Origin of the sequence: Spirillospora sp. CA-142024, assembly GCF_050942325.1 — a bacterium.
In the GTDB taxonomy this organism is placed as follows: domain Bacteria; phylum Actinomycetota; class Actinomycetes; order Streptosporangiales; family Streptosporangiaceae; genus Spirillospora.
This window is the reverse complement of the sequence record NZ_CP192077.1, coordinates 3,620,648-3,636,999: the sequence shown is the minus strand read 5'-3', so window position 1 is coordinate 3,636,999 and position 16,352 is coordinate 3,620,648. Positions and strand designations below refer to the sequence as shown.

At 72.2% G+C, this 16,352-nt stretch carries 15 protein-coding genes; 9 read left to right on the top strand and 6 right to left on the bottom strand.

Going from position 1 to position 16,352, the window contains the following annotated elements:
• Positions 1–106: 106 nt before the first annotated feature.
• Positions 107–889 carry an alpha/beta hydrolase gene (locus ACQPZP_RS17630; protein WP_433478689.1) on the bottom strand — a complete coding sequence of 261 codons (783 nt, stop codon included), beginning with the start codon at positions 887–889 and terminating at the stop codon, positions 107–109.
• A gap of 84 nt (positions 890–973) precedes the next feature.
• On the opposite strand from ACQPZP_RS17630, the gene ACQPZP_RS17625 reads away from it, so the two are divergent.
• The 3 genes from ACQPZP_RS17625 to ACQPZP_RS17615 all read left to right on the top strand — a co-directional run bounded on the left by ACQPZP_RS17625 (position 974) and on the right by ACQPZP_RS17615 (position 3,315).
• On the top strand, positions 974–1,546 hold the full coding sequence (locus ACQPZP_RS17625; protein WP_433478688.1) for an RNA polymerase sigma factor: 573 nt from the start codon (positions 974–976) through the stop codon (positions 1,544–1,546).
• On the top strand, positions 1,539–2,822 hold the full coding sequence (locus ACQPZP_RS17620) for a VOC family protein (protein ID WP_433478687.1): 1,284 nt from the start codon (positions 1,539–1,541) through the stop codon (positions 2,820–2,822). The genes ACQPZP_RS17625 and ACQPZP_RS17620 overlap by 8 nt, the downstream gene beginning before the upstream one ends.
• A gap of 160 nt (positions 2,823–2,982) precedes the next feature.
• A complete protein-coding gene (locus ACQPZP_RS17615; protein WP_433478686.1) occupies positions 2,983–3,315 on the top strand; it encodes a hypothetical protein in 333 nt (110 codons plus the stop codon).
• A gap of 234 nt (positions 3,316–3,549) precedes the next feature.
• Here the strand turns inward: ACQPZP_RS17615 and ACQPZP_RS17610 are convergent, their stop codons facing one another.
• Positions 3,550–3,936: a VOC family protein gene (locus ACQPZP_RS17610; protein WP_433478685.1), complete on the bottom strand. Its 387-nt coding sequence runs from the start codon at positions 3,934–3,936 to the stop codon at positions 3,550–3,552.
• Complete coding sequence (locus ACQPZP_RS17605) at positions 3,933–4,559, bottom strand: TetR/AcrR family transcriptional regulator (protein WP_433478684.1); 627 nt, start codon at positions 4,557–4,559, stop codon at positions 3,933–3,935. The genes ACQPZP_RS17610 and ACQPZP_RS17605 overlap by 4 nt, the downstream gene beginning before the upstream one ends.
• Positions 4,560–4,833: 274 nt before the next feature.
• Here ACQPZP_RS17605 and ACQPZP_RS17600 point away from each other — a divergent pair, with 274 nt between their 5' ends.
• From ACQPZP_RS17600 to ACQPZP_RS17585, 4 genes are all read left to right on the top strand, one after another.
• Entirely contained in the window at positions 4,834–5,754 is a 921-nt protein-coding gene (locus ACQPZP_RS17600; RefSeq protein ID WP_433478683.1) for an ABC transporter substrate-binding protein, read from the top strand.
• 589 nt (positions 5,755–6,343) lie between these two features.
• On the top strand, positions 6,344–7,357 hold the full coding sequence (locus tag ACQPZP_RS17595; protein WP_433478682.1) for a FecCD family ABC transporter permease: 1,014 nt from the start codon (positions 6,344–6,346) through the stop codon (positions 7,355–7,357).
• Positions 7,354–8,124 carry an ABC transporter ATP-binding protein gene (locus tag ACQPZP_RS17590; protein WP_433478681.1) on the top strand — a complete coding sequence of 257 codons (771 nt, stop codon included), beginning with the start codon at positions 7,354–7,356 and terminating at the stop codon, positions 8,122–8,124. Before ACQPZP_RS17595 ends, ACQPZP_RS17590 begins: the two co-directional genes overlap by 4 nt.
• Positions 8,121–8,864 carry an adenosylcobinamide amidohydrolase gene (locus tag ACQPZP_RS17585; protein ID WP_433478680.1) on the top strand — a complete coding sequence of 248 codons (744 nt, stop codon included), beginning with the start codon at positions 8,121–8,123 and terminating at the stop codon, positions 8,862–8,864. Before ACQPZP_RS17590 ends, ACQPZP_RS17585 begins: the two co-directional genes overlap by 4 nt.
• 172 nt (positions 8,865–9,036) lie before the next feature.
• On the opposite strand, the gene ACQPZP_RS17580 is transcribed toward ACQPZP_RS17585, so the two are convergent.
• Together ACQPZP_RS17580 and ACQPZP_RS17575 are read right to left on the bottom strand one after the other, a co-directional pair.
• Positions 9,037–10,398 (bottom strand): chromosome segregation ATPase, encoded by a 1,362-nt coding sequence (locus ACQPZP_RS17580; protein WP_433478679.1) that lies wholly within the window; start codon positions 10,396–10,398, stop codon positions 9,037–9,039.
• Positions 10,399–10,475: 77 nt separating this feature from the next.
• Entirely contained in the window at positions 10,476–12,023 is a 1,548-nt protein-coding gene (locus tag ACQPZP_RS17575) for an AMP-binding protein (RefSeq protein WP_433478678.1), read from the bottom strand.
• Between the two features lie 225 nt (positions 12,024–12,248).
• Between ACQPZP_RS17575 and ACQPZP_RS17570 the strand changes: the two genes are divergently transcribed.
• Together ACQPZP_RS17570 and ACQPZP_RS17565 are read left to right on the top strand one after the other, a co-directional pair.
• Positions 12,249–14,393, top strand: coding sequence for a hypothetical protein (locus ACQPZP_RS17570; RefSeq protein ID WP_433478677.1), 2,145 nt, complete (start codon positions 12,249–12,251; stop codon positions 14,391–14,393).
• Positions 14,390–15,745, top strand: coding sequence for an extracellular solute-binding protein (locus ACQPZP_RS17565; protein WP_433478676.1), 1,356 nt, complete (start codon positions 14,390–14,392; stop codon positions 15,743–15,745). The genes ACQPZP_RS17570 and ACQPZP_RS17565 overlap by 4 nt, the downstream gene beginning before the upstream one ends.
• On the opposite strand, the gene ACQPZP_RS17560 is transcribed toward ACQPZP_RS17565, so the two are convergent.
• Positions 15,742–16,350: an SACE_7040 family transcriptional regulator gene (locus tag ACQPZP_RS17560; RefSeq protein WP_433478675.1), complete on the bottom strand. Its 609-nt coding sequence runs from the start codon at positions 16,348–16,350 to the stop codon at positions 15,742–15,744. The two genes, ACQPZP_RS17565 and ACQPZP_RS17560, sit on opposite strands and share 4 nt — an antisense overlap.
• Positions 16,351–16,352: the final 2 nt, after the last annotated feature.

Here is a 16,352-nt window from a genome sequence, read left to right as displayed (position 1 = left end):
CCGGCCCGCACGCCACGCGGGGAAGGCAGCGAAAATGTGGATAACTTCGAATATCCCGAGGTCAGAGCCCGCGCCGTTAGATAGGGCGGGCCGTCTGACCGGGCGCTCAGTCCCGAGGCGTCACCGGGTCGGACGTCGCGGAAACCGCGCTCATCGCCCAGGCGCCGATACGCTTGACCAAGTCCGGTGTTGCGGCCACTTCCGCGTGACCGAACGCCGGTTCCACCCACAACTCCTTCGGATGTGACGCCGCCTCATAGAGCTGGTGGCCGTGCTCCAGAGGAAAGAACGGGTCCGCATCTCCGTGGACCACCAGCAGCGGTACCGGCGCGATCCGTCCCACCACCTCGTAAGGAGCCTCGGGCACCGGATCCCATCCCTTGGACGCGATTCGGGTTCCGCGTGCCAGCCGGACCACCATCCGGCCTAAACGCCGTTCGATCACCCAGTGCACGCGCCGCATCGGCACCGTCCCGCGGTAGTACCAGCGGGCAGGCGCGCTCACCGAGACCACTGCGTCGACCCCGCCCTGCAACGCCGCGTGTCGGACGACGATGGCCCCGCCCATCGAGAACCCCGTCAAAACGATCCGTGAATATCCTCTTCGCCGAGCCGCCGCGACCGCGGCATCGACGTCGGCCACCTCCCGGTCACCTACCGTGGAATGCCCGCCGGACCTCCCGTGACCGCGAAAGTCGATCCCGATCACACCGCCATGCCGATTGAGGCCGCGCGCGATCCGGCGAAGCACGGGCTGGCGCCACGAGCACGTGAACCCATGCGCCAGGATGAAGCACATGTCGCCATCGCCCGGCAGGTGACCTGCGTCGATTCGCACGCCGTCGCCGGTGTAGAGCGTCAGAGGTTCGGGCATCACCACGTCCTCCATGATCGTGCATCGGCCTCGGCCGACTCGCCGAAATTTCTTGCCCTCCGCCCGTCGGAGAAGCGGCCCGCCGAGCGATGGAGGGGTATGAACCACCCGGGACAACTCCAGCCCGACCCGGGGCCGGCCCTGCTCGATCTCTACGACACGGCCCTGCCCGAGGTCTATGGCTACCTGCTGCCCCGGTGCGGCCGGCGCGCGCTGGCCGAGGACCTCACGGCAGAGACGTTCCTGGCCGCGGTGGAGGCGGTGCGCAAGGAGCCGCCCCCGGCACTGTCCGTCGCATGGCTGGTCGGAGTAGCCAGACACAAGCTGGCCGACCACTGGCGGCGGGTGGCGCGGGAGCAACGCGGGCTCCAGGCCCTGGACGGGGGCGTCCTGGAGACCGCCGAAGATCCATGGGACGAACGCCTGGACGCACTCCTGGCCCGGGAGGTCCTCGGCATGCTGGGGCCCCACCATCGGGCCGCCCTGACGCTCCGCTACCTCGACGGGCTCCCGGTCCTCCAGGTGGCCGAGCACCTCGGCCGCACGCTCCAGGCCACCGAGGCACTGCTGACACGGGCCAGGGCGGCCTTCCGGAACGCCTACACAGACCACTGCTCACCAGGGAAACGGATCCCCGGACACCGTGACAGGAAGGAGGGCCACGATGACTGATCCGCTGGAGGCTCTCCGTATGCCGGCAGTCCCCGCCGATCCCGACCCGGCCTTCGCGGCACGCCTGCGGGAACGCCTGCGGCGCGCGCTGCTGCAACCTACGGGAGACCGCATGACAACGACCACCGTCCACAGGCAGCAGGCCCCGGTGCGCACCCTGACCCCGCGCCTCTGCGTCGACGACGGGCAGCATGCCCTGCGCTGGTACGCCGAGGCGTTCGGTGCCGAACTCCACGGCGAGCCCTTCATGATGGAGGACGGACGGGTCGGCCACGCGGAGCTGACCATCGGCGACTCCGTTCTGATGCTCGCCGACGAGTGGCCCGAAGAGGGGCTGCTCGGCCCGAAGGCTCGCGGCGGCCCCAGCCAGTCCCTCTACCTGAGCGTCCCCAACGTGGACATCGTCTTCTCCCGCGCCGTCGAACTGGGCGCCGCCCCTGACCGTCCCGTGGCCGACCAGCCCTACGGCCGCAATGGCGTCGTCACCGACCCGTTCGGCCACCGCTGGATCATCTCAAGCCCCCCCGCGACCGTCCATCCGCCGCTACGGCAGGGCGACGTCGGATACGCGTCCGTCTGGGTCCCTGACGTCGAACGCGCCGCCACGTTCTACGGCACCGTCCTCGGCTGGCATTCGGTTCCCGGAGGCGCTGCGGCCGGCCGCCATGTCGAAGGACTGCCCGAACAGCACATCGGTATCTTCGGCGGCCAAGAGCACCGCACCACCTTCCTGGCCTTCGCCGTCGAGGACGTCCACGAGACGATCCGGCGGATTCACGATTCCGGTGGTGAGGCCCGGGAACCGACCGAGGAACCGTTCGGCCTGAGCGCCGAATGCACCGACGACCAAGGGATGAGCTTCTCGATCTACCAGCCCCCGGAGGGGACCAGCCCACTGGAGAGCAGGCTCGCGGAGGCCGCCGGACGCACTACTCACCATGGCGAGATCTCCTACCTCACCATCGGCGTCCCCGACATCGCCCACGCCCGTGCCTTCTATGGCGCCGTGCTCGGCTGGGAGTTCATCCCGGGCCGCACGCCCGGCGGCTGGAGTGTCAAGCTCGGCGGCACCGAAGTGCGGCCCATGACCGGCATGTACGGCGGCACCGACCGGCCCGTCGTCGTCCCGATGTACTCGGTCGACGACATCGAAACCGCCGTCACCCGCGTCCGCGAAGCCGGCGGCACGGCAAGCGACCCCGCCCAGCGACCCTACGGCCTAACCGCCGACTGCACCGACGACCAAGGAGGCCGCTTCTACCTGGGCCAACTCTGACCGCCACGGTGCCCCCAACACCGTTCCCTGTGCCCAGCCCACCCGATCGTGAACAGCTCCTTGCCCCTTGGGTGGGGCTGAACTGACGGCCCATTGGGTAGATAGTCGACGTGTCTGGTGGGCTGGTTGATCGGCGGGCTCGGGCGTCAGGCTGGCTGGTATGGGCAGCGAAAACCGCACGCTTCGAATGAAGGCGCGCGGGACGCGGCAGGCCGCCGAACGCCGCGTCGCCGACCTGCCCGACGGGCCCGAGCGCGGTACGACGGCTGCGGACCACAGGCGGGAGGCCGAGGAGTACGCACGTCAGGCGATGGTCTCCTCGGCGCAGGCCCATGACCGCGCCGCGTTGCTGCTGGAGGGCATGGCCGCCGCGCATCCCGAAGAAGCGGAGCTGCACCTGCAGTCGGCGGCCCGCCATCGCAGATGGGCAGCGAACGACCGGGACCTGGCACAGAAGTACGCACCACGAGACGGCGCCCCGGACCCCACCTGACCACGCAAACCGCAACCCCCCAGCGTGATCTGCCTCATTACCGGACGGCGCGGAAGCACCCCCAATTAGGGAGCGACATAACGCCGATTCAAAGCCCAGCCCTCTCGGAGCCCAGCCCGCCGGGCGACAGGCCCCGCTCCACGGCTCACACTCCCCCACAGCGCACAACCACTCCCACCACGTCACCACAAGCCTCCCTACGACCTTCGGCACAAGGCTGTCGGCCGCGCGGGGTCAGGCTGGGTGTGGGGAGATGAGCTCGTAGAGGTTGCCGCTGGGGTCGGAGAAGTAGATGCCGCGGCCGCCGAGCGGGTGATCCTCGTCGACGCGGCCGTTGTCGGCGTGGGCGGGGTCATCGCCGTAGGGGATCTCGCGGGCGCCGAGGCGGTCCACGATCGCGTCGAAGGTGATGGCGTCCACGTCGAAGGCCAGATGGTGGCCCTGCGGATACGCGACGGTCATGAAGTCGAGGGTGAGCGCCGGATTCACACGAATCGGGACGAAGTGGCGCGCGTGCGGGTGCGGGCCGGTGTACGGCAGGCCCATGACGCCGGCGAAGAAGCGTGCGGCCTCGTCGTTGTCGGCGGCCGTCACGATCGCATGATTCAAGGTGATCGTCATTCCGTGGTTCCTTCCTTGAGGGCGCCGTGCAGGAAGACGTCCAGGTAGTCGTCCATGGCCGGGATCTGCGAGTCGGGCCCCGCGGGGGGACGGGAGCGGGTGAACACCAGTCCCATGAACAGGCTCGCGATCTGTTTCACGGGCAGACGCAGTTGCTCCCGTTCGGGCTCGAACAGTTCGGCGAGGGCGTCACGGGTGCGGTCCATCGCGGTTTCGCGGTCGGGGCCGGGCTCACCGCCCTCACCGCCGCGCGGGTCGCGTCCGCGCCGGCCGGTGGCATGGAGCGCGCCGATGACCATGCCGATCCGGGCGAGGTAGGCGTCGATCGCGGCGGCGGCCTCCGCGAGCCGGTCGGGCAGGGGCTGGTCGAGCGGCACGGCCGCGATCTCCGCCAGGACGTGGTCGGTCTGCAGCGCCTCGGCGACGCACGCGTCCAGCAGTTCGTCCTTGTCGGCGAACACGCGGAAGATCGTCGCCTCACCGATACCGGCGGCGCGGGCGATCTGGCCCGTGGTGACGGCCGTCCCATGCTCGGCGACCAGCGGCAGAGCGGTCCGGACGATCATCTCGCGGCGCTCCGCCGGGCTCATCCCAGGGGCCCGGCGGCGCTTCTTCGGCTCCATGCCGCCAGAGTACGGAGTGAGTTCTCACTCCGTCAATGTCGGAGTGAGAACTCACTCCGACATTGGGACAGATCCGCATTCGGTGGCTGATACCGTTGCGGTGCTGCGCGCCAGGAGCGAAGTCCGGTGTGAATCCGGCGCTGTCCCGCAACTGTGGTGTCCCTCTCGAAGTGGCCGAGCCAGGTCGCCTCCTCGCGTGCCGACGACCGTCGACCTCGTGGAAGGGCGATCCGTCCTGAGCGGGCCGCGGCTTCCCTGCAACCAGGAGGCTCCAGTGAGACCCGTACGCACCCTCGGCGTGGTGATGGCGATCGGCGTCATGACGTTCGCCGCCGCATGCGGAGGCGACGACGGCAAGTCCGGTAACGACACGTCCAGCGGCAAGTCGGTCACCGTCCAGGCCGCCAATGGCCCGGTGACCGTCCCTGCCGAGCCCAAGCGGATCGTGTCCCTGTCCCCCACCCACACCGAGACGCTGTTCGCCATCGGCGCCGGATCCCAGGTCGTGGCCGTGGACAGCTACTCCAACCAGCCGTCCAACGCACCGCGGACGAAGCTGTCGGGCTTCAAGCCGCACGCCGAGGCGATCATCGCCTACAAGCCCGACCTCGTCGTCCTGTCCGACGACATGGACGGCATCGTCAAGGCGCTGGAGAAGGTGAAGGTGCCCGTCCTGCTGGAGCCGGCGGCGGCGAAGTTGGACGACGCCTACGACGAGATCAACGACCTCGGGCAGGCGACCGGCCACAGCGATGAGGCGAAGAAGCTGACCGGCGACATGCAGGCCGCCATCCAGAAGACGGTCGCCGCATCGTCCAAGGCCAAGGGCCTCACCTACTACCACGAGCTCGACGATCAGCTCCACTCGGTGACGTCCAAGACCTTCCTGGGCCAGGTGTACGGGTTGTTCGGCCTCCAGAACATCGCCGACAAGGCGGACAAGGCGTCCGGCGGGTACCCGCAACTGTCCCGCGAATACCTCCTCAAGCAGGACCCCGACCTCATCTTCCTGGCCGACACCAAGTGCTGCGGGCAGAACGCCGCCGCCCTCGCCAAGCGCCCCGGCTGGTCCGACCTGGAGGCGGTCAAGCACAACGGTGTGGTCGAGCTCGACGACGACATCGCGTCCCGCTGGGGTCCCCGCCTGCCCGAGTTCGTCAAGACGATCGGCAACGCGGTCCAGAAGGTTCAATGACCGCTGCCGCCGAGGACGCCCGCTCGTGAGCAGGCGCCGCCCACGTCCCGGAGAAGTCCCGGCCGAACCGCACAACGCGGCCGGGACGCCTCCGGACGACCCCACCCCTCCGGAGGACGTCTCACCGCTCCCTGAAGGCGACCCGCCGCGGCCCGAGGTCCTCCCGGCGCACTCGGGGCCCACCACCCCGCAGGTCGCAGCCACGACGCCATCGTCCGAAGGGACGACAGCGCCTCAACGCACCGAGTCGCCTCAGCCTGAGGCCGCAAGACCACCCAGCAAGAACGCAACACCACCAGCCGAGCTCACCACACCACCCGATGACGCCGCGCCATCTGCCGTGGGCATCGCACCGCCGGCCGGGGGCAACGCACCGTCGCCCGAGGGCGCCGCACCGGCCGAGGGCGCCGCACCGGCCGAGGGCGCCGCGGCGTCGGCTGAAGGCATCGTCCCGTCGGTCGGGCGCACCGACCCGCCTGTCGCGAGGGTGCGGCTCGTGTGGGGTCTTCTGCGGGGCCGGGGCGGCACGCCGTTGTCTCGAGGTGCGGGGTCGCGGCGGGTGGGTGTGCGGTCTCAGGCCAGGTTGCGGGTGCTTCCGCTGACGGTGGCGGCCGGGTTGCTGGTGGTGACCCTGCTCGCCGGTGTGCTGGTCGGGTCGGCCGGGCTGCCCGTCGCGGGGGTGCTGAAGGCGCTGGCCGACAGGATCCCGTTCGTGCATGTCGACTCCGGCTTCGGTGTGATCGACGAGAACGTCCTGTTCCAGCTCAGGGTGCCGAGGGCGCTGATGGCGGCGCTGGTCGGCGGGCTGCTCGCCGTCGCGGGCGCCGGGTATCAGGGGGTGTTCCGCAACCCGCTCGCCGATCCGTACCTGCTGGGCGCGGCGGCGGGAGCCGGAGTCGGGGCGACGCTGGTGATCGTGCTGGTGCCGGGCGACCCCGAGTACAGTGTCCCGCTCGCCGCGTTCGCGGGCGCGATCGGCGGGGTGTTCCTGGCCTACCTGCTGGGCAGCGTCGCGGCGGGACGCGCGAACGGGACGGCGACGCTGGTGCTGGCGGGAGTCGCGGTCTCGTCGTTCCTCGCGGCCGTGCAGACGTTCATCCAGCAGATGAAGGCGCAGGAGCTGCAGCGGATCTTCTCCTGGATCCTCGGCGGCGTCGGGTCGGCCGACTGGCATCAGCTGGGGCTGGTCGCCCCGTACGCGCTCATCTCCACGATCGTGCTGCTCGCGCACGGAAGGCTGCTGGACGTGCTGAGCGTCGGCGACGAGGAGGCGGCGTCCCTCGGCCTGTCGGCGTCGCGGGTGCGGCTGACGGTGCTGCTGGCGGCCTCGCTGGCGACGGCGTCCGCGGTCGCGGTGAGCGGGCTGATCGCGTTCGTCGGCATCGTCGTCCCGCATGTCGTGCGGCGGCTGGCCGGCGGCTCGTACCGGATCGTGCTGCCGCTCTCGCTGCTCGGCGGGGCCGCGTTCCTGGAGGTCGCGGACCTCGTGGCGCGGACGGTGGTCAGGCCCGGGGAGCTTCCGCTCGGGGTGGTGACGGCGTTCGTCGGCGGGCCGTTCTTCGTCGTGGTGCTGCGCGCGTCCCGCAGGCAGGTGGACGCGTGACGGTCGCGGTGCGCGGCCTGGACGTCGCACTGGGCGGGCGGCAGGTGCTGAAAGGGGTGTCGCTGGACGTTCCGGCCGGGTCGTGGACGGCGATCATCGGCCCGAACGGCGCGGGGAAGTCGACGCTGCTGCGCGCGGTCCTGGGCCTGGTGGCGTCCCACGGTGAGATCGCCGTCGCGGACGCGGACCTGCGGACGCTCAAACCGCGACAGCGTGCCCGGCTTGTCGCGTACGCCCCGCAGAGCCCGAACCTTCCGGTGGGCATGACGGTGTTCGACTACACGCTGCTCGGGCGCTCCCCTTACATTCCGCATCTGGGCCGCGAGGGCGCACGCGACCGGACCATCACCGAAGAGGTTCTCGACCGCCTGGACCTGACCGCCTTCGCCGCCCGACCGCTGGACCACCTTTCCGGTGGCGAGCGGCAGCGGGTGGTGCTGGCCCGCGCCCTCGCCCAGCAGACCTCGGTGCTCCTGCTGGACGAGCCGACGACCGCGCTGGACATCGGCCACCAGCAGCAGGTGCTGGAACTCATCGACCAGCTGCGGCTGTCCGACGAGCTGACCGTGGTGACCACCATCCACGACCTGACGCTGGCCGGGCAGTACGCCGACGGCCTGGTCCTCATCTCGGGCGGACGGGTCGCCGCGGCGGGCCCGCCGGAGCGGGTCCTCACCCGTGAGACGGTGGAGGAGCATTTCGACGCGCGCGTGCGCATCACCCCCGGCCCCGGCGGCCGGCCGATCCTGTCGCTGGAGCGTCCTTGAACCTGGAGACGGTGTGGCGTGAGGAGGACGGGAAGCATCTCGCCTCGACGGTGTGGCGGGCCGGCGACGGTCACCGGATGATCTCCTCGGCGATGCTGGGCGGCGGTATCGGCCCGGCCCGGTGGGTGCTGAACGCGCAGGTCGCCGGCACGTATTCGCGCACCGATCCGGTCGCGCACCTGGCCGGGCTGGCGGCGTCGTACGGGCTGGACGGCCCGGGCGCCGGGATGCTCACGGCCGCGTCGGTGGCCCGCACGATGCGGCGGGAGGACGAGGGCGTGGCCGTGTCGGCGACGGTCGGGTTGCGCGTCCCGACCTGGGCGGCCTCACCGGCCGGGACCCCCGACCCGGAACTGGTCCCGCTGGACCTCGACGTGACGGCCCCGGCCGACCGCAGCGCAACGGGCCCGCCCGGCCTCGATGGGACGGGGCCGGCCGCGTGGACGCCTGGGACCGTCAATATCGTGGTCGCGGTCCCCGTGCCGATGAGTGACGCGGCGCTGGTGAACGCGGTCGTCACCGCCACGGAGGCCAAGACCCAGGCGTTGCTCGAAGCCGGATTCCCGTGCACCGGCACCGCGTCCGACGCGATCTGCGTTGTGGCCACCACCGGCGGGACACAGGAGATCTTCGCCGGCCCCCGCTCGACCTGGGGCTCAAGGCTCGCCCGCGCCGTGCACGCCGCCGTCCACGCCGGCGCCGTCGACTACGCCGGACACCTGAAGTCCCGCCTCCGCTGAGCCCTGCCGACCCCAGGGCGCGGGCCGGGGTTCGCGGTGTCCGGACGAAAGGCCCCGGGAATGCGCCGGCCGCCGTACCACCCCGGTGCGGTACGGCGGCCGGATTCAGGGCCAGTGCAGTGTGGGGTTGCGCCTCACCTCCTACCTGTGCGTCGATCGTCCGGCATGACGGTCAGCCGGCGTGGGGAAGGCGATGTCCGTTGCGGCGAAGGGGGTCTGTGGCGAGCGGGTCGCCGCCGTCCAGCAGGGAGCCGTTCATCGGTGGCAGGGAGTGCAGCCCGGTCGGCGGTTCCCGGTCGACGGCCGGGCGCGGACCGGGATCCGGACGCCCGTCGACCAGCGAGGTGAGCGCGTCGACGCGGCGGCGGGCGCGATCGGCCTCGGCGCGGGCGGCGTCCCGCTCGGCGGTGAGCGCCCCCACCGCGGCCCGCAGCTCCTCGGCGGTGCGGGTCAGCTGCCAGTTGTGCTGTTCGAGCTCCCTGGCGCGCGCCTGGATCTGGTCGCGGTCGGCGACGGCCTGCCCCCGTTTGGCCTCGGCGTCCCGGACGGCGGAGCGCAGGTCGTCGGCGGCGCGCGTGGCGGCGGCGGTCTCGACGCGCTGCCCCTCGACGAGGGTCTCGGCCTCCGACAGCCGCCCGTGCAGGGTGACCAGTTCCGAGCGGGCGCTCTCCAGGGAGGCGAGCAGCTCGCCCTCCCGCGTCGCCATGCGGTCGCGGTCGCGTTCGGCGGCGAGGCGGGCGGCGCCGTCGCCGTCGGCCTTGTCCCTGGCCTCCTGGCATTCCTGCCGGGCGGCGTCCCGCTCGGCGGCGAGCCGCTTGGCCTCGGCGCGGGCGGACGCGGCCTCCTGCTCCGCGGCCTCGGCGCGGGCCCGGGCGGTGGACGTCTCCCGCCACGCGAGCTCCGCCTGCCGCTGGGACGCGTCCCGTTCCCGCTGCGCGATCGCGATGTGCCCGGCGGCCTCGGCCCGGGCGTCGGCGACCCGCCGTTCGACGCCGGCGACGCTCAGCTCGGACATCAGCGACCCGGCGAGCCGGTCCGCGAGGCCCTCCAGCCGGTCGACCATCTCCCACGTCCAGGCGACCTGGCCGGTGAGGCCCGGGGAGTCGAGGCCCCGCTCCCGGCTCTCGCGCGCGGCCTGCTCGCACGTCCCGTCGCCGTCCTGGCAGTACCGGACGGTGCGGGCGCCGCGCACCGGCTGCGGCACGGGCCGTCCGCAGCCGGCGCACGGCCAGACCGCGACCGGGTCACCGAGGCGTGCGATCCCGGCGCGGTCGTCTTCGCCGGCCGGCGTGTCCCCCGCGCCGCCGGACGGCTTCTCTCCGGCCGGTGCGGCGGCCGACGTGGCGGCGTCCGACGCGGCCTTGAGCAGCGCCGCCGCGTCCGCGGACGCCCGCGAGACGTCCGCGTGATCGGCGCGGGGCGCCGGGTCCCCCTCGGCGTAGGCGGCCGGGTCGGTGATGACGGGAAGGTCGGTCTTCGTCGGGGCGGGGGTCGGGGCGACGTTGTCGATCGGGGCGACCTTCAGGTCTTTCATGTGCCGTTGTACGCAGGGACACCCGGAAGCGTTCGACGTTCCCGGCAACGACTTGCGACCCGTCCGCCCCAGCGGGCTCAGCCGGCGCGTTCCCGCAGGTAGGTCTCTCGCACGCGGTGGCGGCTGAGTTTGCCGGACGGGGTGCGCGGCAGCGACGCGCGGAACTCCAGGCGGCGCGGGTGCTTCAGCTTCGCCAGCCGCGGCGCGCAGTGCGCGAGCAGTTCGGCGGCGAGACCGTCGCCCGGTTCGGCGTCCTCGGCCGGTTCGACGAGCGCGACGACGCTCTGGCCCCAGTCCTCGTCGGGGACGCCGATGACGACGACGTCGCCGACCGCCGGATGCTGCAGCAGGACGGACTCGATCTCGGCGGGGTAGATGTTCACGCCGCCGGAGATGATGAGGTCGGTGCGGCGGTCGCTCATGTAGAGCCAGCCGTCCGCGTCGAGGTGGCCGAGGTCGCCGGGCGTGTAGAAGTCGCCGCGCATGGCGGCGGCGGTCTTCTCCGGGTCGTCGTGGTACTCGAATCCGGGCTGCCCGCTCGCATAGATGAGGCCGGTCTCCCCGGGCGGCAGCTCGGCGCCCTCCGGGTCCAGGATCTTGATCTGGACTCCGTCGACGGCGCGCCCGACCGTCCCGGGGTGGGCGAGCCACTCGTGCGGGGCGGCGACCACGACCGGGCCGCTCTCGGTGGAGCCGTAGTACTCGTAGAGGACGGGCCCCCACCAGTCCATCATCCGCTGTTTCGTCTCCACGGGGATGGGCGCGGCGCTGTGGTAGACCTGCCGCAGCGACGACAGGTCGTACCGGGCGCGGACGTCGTCCGGCAGGGCCAGCATCCGGTGGAACATCGTAGGGACCATGAACGAGTTGGTCACGCCGTGCCGCTGGACCAGCTCCAGGGTGTGCTCCGGCCGGAAATGCGGGGCGACGACGACGGCGTGGCCGAGGTTCAGCGCCATCATCGCGTGGACGCAGGGCGCGGAGTGGTAGAGCGGCCCGATGGCGAGGTGCACCTCGTCGCCGGGGGCGAGCCCCAGGCACCGCATCAGCGTCTGCCGCATGACGTCGATCAGCACCTCGGGCGTGATGTCGATCAGCGGCCGCCGGACGCCCTTCGGCCTTCCCGTCGTGCCGGACGTGTAGAGCATGATCGAGCCCATCAGCCGCTTGCCGGGCGGATCCGCGCTGCCCGACGCGCACAGCGCGGCCATCGACCTGTATCCCTCGGCGGGGTCGACGCTGACGCGGCCTTCGGCCGGGATGCCCGCCTCGTCGGCCGCGCCTGACACCACGTCGGCGAACGCGCTCTCCGTGATGACCGCCTTGGCGCCGCTGTCGGCGAGGATGTAGCCGATCTCCGGCGCGGTGAGGTGCCGGCTGACCGGGACCAGGTAGAGCCCCGACTGGACCACGGCCAGGAGAACGGTGAGGAACTCGGGCCGGTTGCCGAGCACGGTCGCCAGTGCGTCGCCGGGGCGCAGCCCGAGGCCGGAGAGCGCGTTCGACAGGCGGTTCACCTCGGCGTGCAGTTCGCCGTAGGACATCGGTTCGCCGGGAGCCAGCACGGCGGGACGGTCCGGGTCGTTCTGTGCGATCTCGTAGAAACCGACACCCTCGACGCCCATGCGGCTCTCCTCTGTCCGGGTCGGATGGCCGGGTGACCCCCGTCCATCTGACCCATCCGCCGGCGTCTCCGTCAAGATTGCGAACGGTCCGCGATGCCCGCGGGGCGGGAAGGGCGACCGGCCCCGGTCAAGAAATTCTCTGACCGCGACCGGCCCGCTACGTATCATGAGATCTCACTTCCGGGGGCCGAGCAGAGTCGAGACCTACGCGGCGATGGGGCGTGGATGACGGGACCGCACGGCGACGGCGACCGGTCACGGGCTCCGGAACGCCGGGACGCCTTACCGGGCTGGCTCCTCCGGCTGCTCCAGGTCATGCTCCTCGATCTGTGCTCCACCGTGATCGTCAGCATCGGAGTGACGTTGATCCACGGCGTCTTCTGGCTGAACGCGGTGGTCACGCTGCTGGTCATCGGCGCGGTGACGGCCGGCCTGTTCGCGTTCTATCCGGACGCGGGGCACGCCGTCCTTGAGCGCGTTTCGAAGACGCTGAAGTGGGGCGGGGCGGCGCTCGCGTGGGGGTTCGCGGGAGCTGCGGTGATGGCGCTGATCCTGCTCGCGGGCGCCGGCGTCTACCGGCTGCGCGAACAGGCGAGCGGGTGCGGGCAGCCGCTCGACCTGCGCGTACTTGCCGCACCCGAGACGCTCACGCCGCTGCGCGCCGCGGCGGCGGTGTTCGCCGACGACAGCGAGGACCGCGGTTGCCGCAATTACACCGTGACCGTCGTCCCCGAAGCGGGGCCCGTCCCGCTGTACGACGGCTTCCGGCTGCTGTGGCGGCGCAGCGAGGCGGCCGACGCGGGGCACGCCGACGACCAGCAGCTGTTCGGCCCGCAGCCCGACATCTGGATCCCGTCGTCGACGGCGGAGTACGACTTCGTCCCGAAGGGCTCCGGCCAGACCGGAGCCGGAGGGGGCGCGGGAGGCGGTCCCGCGGACGGCACGGTGAACGCCGCGGGAACCGGTGCGGGCGGCTCGGCGGCCAAGGGTGACCCGGTCTTCCGGCCGCGCGGGTCGCTCGGGGCGTCGCCGCTGGTGCTGGCCCTGTTCACGAAGGCCCATGAGTCGGTCGCCGACCCGATCGCGGCGCCGATCGCGACGAACACGGCGGCGCTGCTGAAGCGGATCGCGGACGCGGGGGTGCGGCTGCGCGCGGTCGCCCGTCCGGTGCCCGAGACGTCGTCGGCGGCGCTGGCGGTGACGCCCGCGCTGTACGACGCGATGCCGGGTGACGACCGGAAGGACGAGCGGTTCGCCGAGCCCGCCGACCTGGTGGCGCCGGACGCGGTGTCGCTGCTGTGCCGGTTCCGCCAGCAGGCCGCCGCGCAGGAGTCCGAGCCGCCGGACGACATCGCCGTCGCCGTCCCCGAGCAGGTGCTGCACGACTACGACATGGGGCGCCCGCTCGGCGACCGCTGCGGCGCCGTCGACCCCGACGCGGCCCCGTACGCGAAGTGGCGCCTGCATCCGTACTACGCGACCGACCTGCCGACGCTCGACCATCCGTTCGTCCAGGTGCGGTGGCGCGGGCAGGACACCCGGGAGCGGGACGCGGCGGTCCGCGAGTTCCGCCGCTGGCTGCAGCGCAATCCGCTGACGTCGCAGGGTTTCCGGGACGACCGCGGCGTCGTCCCGCCCGCGCACGAGGGCGACACCGGCCACTACTACCTGTCCCGGCTCCAGGGGGTCGTCGGCAACCGCGTGATGCCGAGCGCCGTCGGGTTGAAGCCGCCGGAGGGCGTGCAGAAGACGCTCGACCGGATCGGTGCGGCCCGCCCGAGGATCTCGGTGTCGATGATGCTGGACGTCTCCGGGTCGATGGGCAGTGCGGCCCAGGCGCGCGGCGGCTCCCGGCTCGTGCGCGGGACGTCGTTCCTGCGGAGCCTGGTGTCGCAGTTGCAGAGCAACGACCGCGTGGGTCTGCAGGTGACGTCGTCGACGGCGTCGCCGAGCGGTACGGACACGTTCGGGAACGTTCCCCAGGACGCGGCGTCGCCGGACCAGAAGGCCTCGGTCACGAGCCGCTTGCAGGCCGTCGCGTCCGGCGGGGCCGACCAGGCGCTCAGTGACGCGATCGCCGCGGCCGACCTGGGGTCCGGCAAGCAGAACCTCATCTTCGTCACCGACGGGCAGGTCCCGTCGACCAACCCGCAGATCGGCTCCCGCGCGGAGTGGTTGTCGGGCGAGTTCCGCAAGCGGCATCCGGAACTGCGGCTGACGGTGGTACTGACGGGCCCGGCGACGTGCGGGTCATCGCCCGTCCGGCAGATCGTGGACGCGCTCGGCCCGCGGAACGGCGGGGGTTGCGTGCCGCTGACCGAGGCGCCCGAGGTCGAGCAGGCCGCCGAACTGCTGTCGGAGCTGCGATGAGCCCGCGGTTTCCGCCGAGCGGGCGGCGGGCGTGGGTCAGCGCCGCGGCAGGGGCCGCTCTTGTACTGGCCGCGGGCCTGGTGGTGTCGCTGTGGCCGGGCGGGTCGTATCCGGCGATGAAGGCCGGTTGCGACCGCTCGGAGCTGTTCGTCGCCGGCGGCACGGACGTCAGCCTGAAGAACCAGCGCCGCGCCCTGATCCGGCAGTGGAACGAGGGCCGGTATCCCGGCGGCCGCCCGCATCCGCACGCGACGCTCGTGGAGGTGTCGGAGTCCACCGACCTGCAGCACAGCCAGATCAAGGCGGTCGAGGAGTCGGGCGGCTGCGCCTACGACGTCCTGATCATGGACAACACGTGGACGGCCCAGTTCGCCGACAGCGGCTACCTGCGTCCGCTCGACGGCATCGAGAACCTGGACGACTTCTTCCCCGCGGCGCTGCGGACCGGGAAGCGGGACGGCGAGTTGTACGCCGTCCCGTTCAACGTGGACGTCGGGCTCCTCTACTACCGGGAGGGCGTGACGCCGCCGACCGTCTGGCCTGGGCTGCTCTCCTCGGATGTCGCGACCCAGCTCGCCGACTACGAGGGCCTGACGGTGAACGCGCTGGAGGCCGTGTGGAACGACGGCGGCTCCGGACGGCTCACCGGCGAGAACCGCCCGAGCGAGGACGATCTGCGCACCAGGGTGTACCCGGCGCTCGCCCGGCTCGCCGCGCGTGCGCACGGGTCGCTGGCCGCGTCCCGCCAGTACGAAGAGCTGGAGAGCATCGAGGCGTTCGCGTCGGGGACGAAGCTCATGCGCAACTGGCCGTACGCGTTCTCCGCGCTCGCGTCCGAGCCACGGATGCGGGACGGCACACGGCTGCGGTTCGGCGTGACCGCGCTGCCCGGGCACACCGTCCTCGGCGGGCAGAACCTCGCCGTCTCGAAGAACTCCCCCAATCCGGACGCCGCCGCCGACCTCGTGGCGTACCTCAGCGGGACGAACAGCCAGCGCCTCCTGTTCGCGTGCGGCGGTTTCGCGCCCGGGCGCTACTCGGCTCTCGGCCTCTCCCCCGGACACGGCTCCCCCGCCGGAGTGAAGGTGCGGACGTGCTCGTCCCTCACCGGGCAGCCGCTCGGGCCCGGCGAGACCGACGTGCCCGACGAGGCCCAGCTCACGCAACTCGGTCATGCCGTGCTGACGGCGCTGGGCCGGGCGGAGCCGCGTCCGGTGACGCCGCACTACACCACGTTCACCAGCACGTTCCGCGGCTGCGTGCAGAAGATCTTCGACGGGGCCGGGACGGACGCCGCGTCGTTCGCCAGGGCCGTCGAGCGCTCCCTTGACGGGCGTACGGCGTCCTGCTAGCGGGCGCCCGCGAGCGCCGCGCGGGCCATGGCGTGCAGCAGGTCGCCCATCGCGTCGCGGTCGAGCCCGGCGGCGCTGCGCGGGGTGGAGTTGAGCAGGCCGAAGCAGGCGTGGACGGCGGCGCGCGCCCGGTCGGCGGGCAGGCCGGGGCTGAGGCGGTGCAGGACGCCGACCCACTCCTCGACGTAGGCGCGCTGAAGCCGGCGGACGCGGTGCCGCTGCGGCTCGGGCACGTTGTCCAGTTCCCGCTCGTGCACGGTGATCAGCGCCGGGTTGTCGAGGGCGAACGCGATGTGCCAGCGCAGCAGCGCGTCCAGGGCACCTCCGGGATCGGGGCCGGCGGCGCGGCGGACCCCCTCGGCGAGCAGCCGCTCGCTGATATCGAGGAGCATCTCGGCGAGCACGGCCTCCTTGCCGCTGAAGTGCCGGTAGAGGGCGGGCCCGGTGAGCCCGACGGCCCGGCCGAGGTCGCCGATGGACGCCCCGTGGTAGCCGCGGCGCGCGAAGAGCTCGGCGGCGGCGCCGAGGATCTCGGCCCGGCGCGGGTTGGGCGGGCCTTCCGGCGGCTCGGGGCCGCCGAGCGCCTCGGCCGGTGGGGAGGTCATGC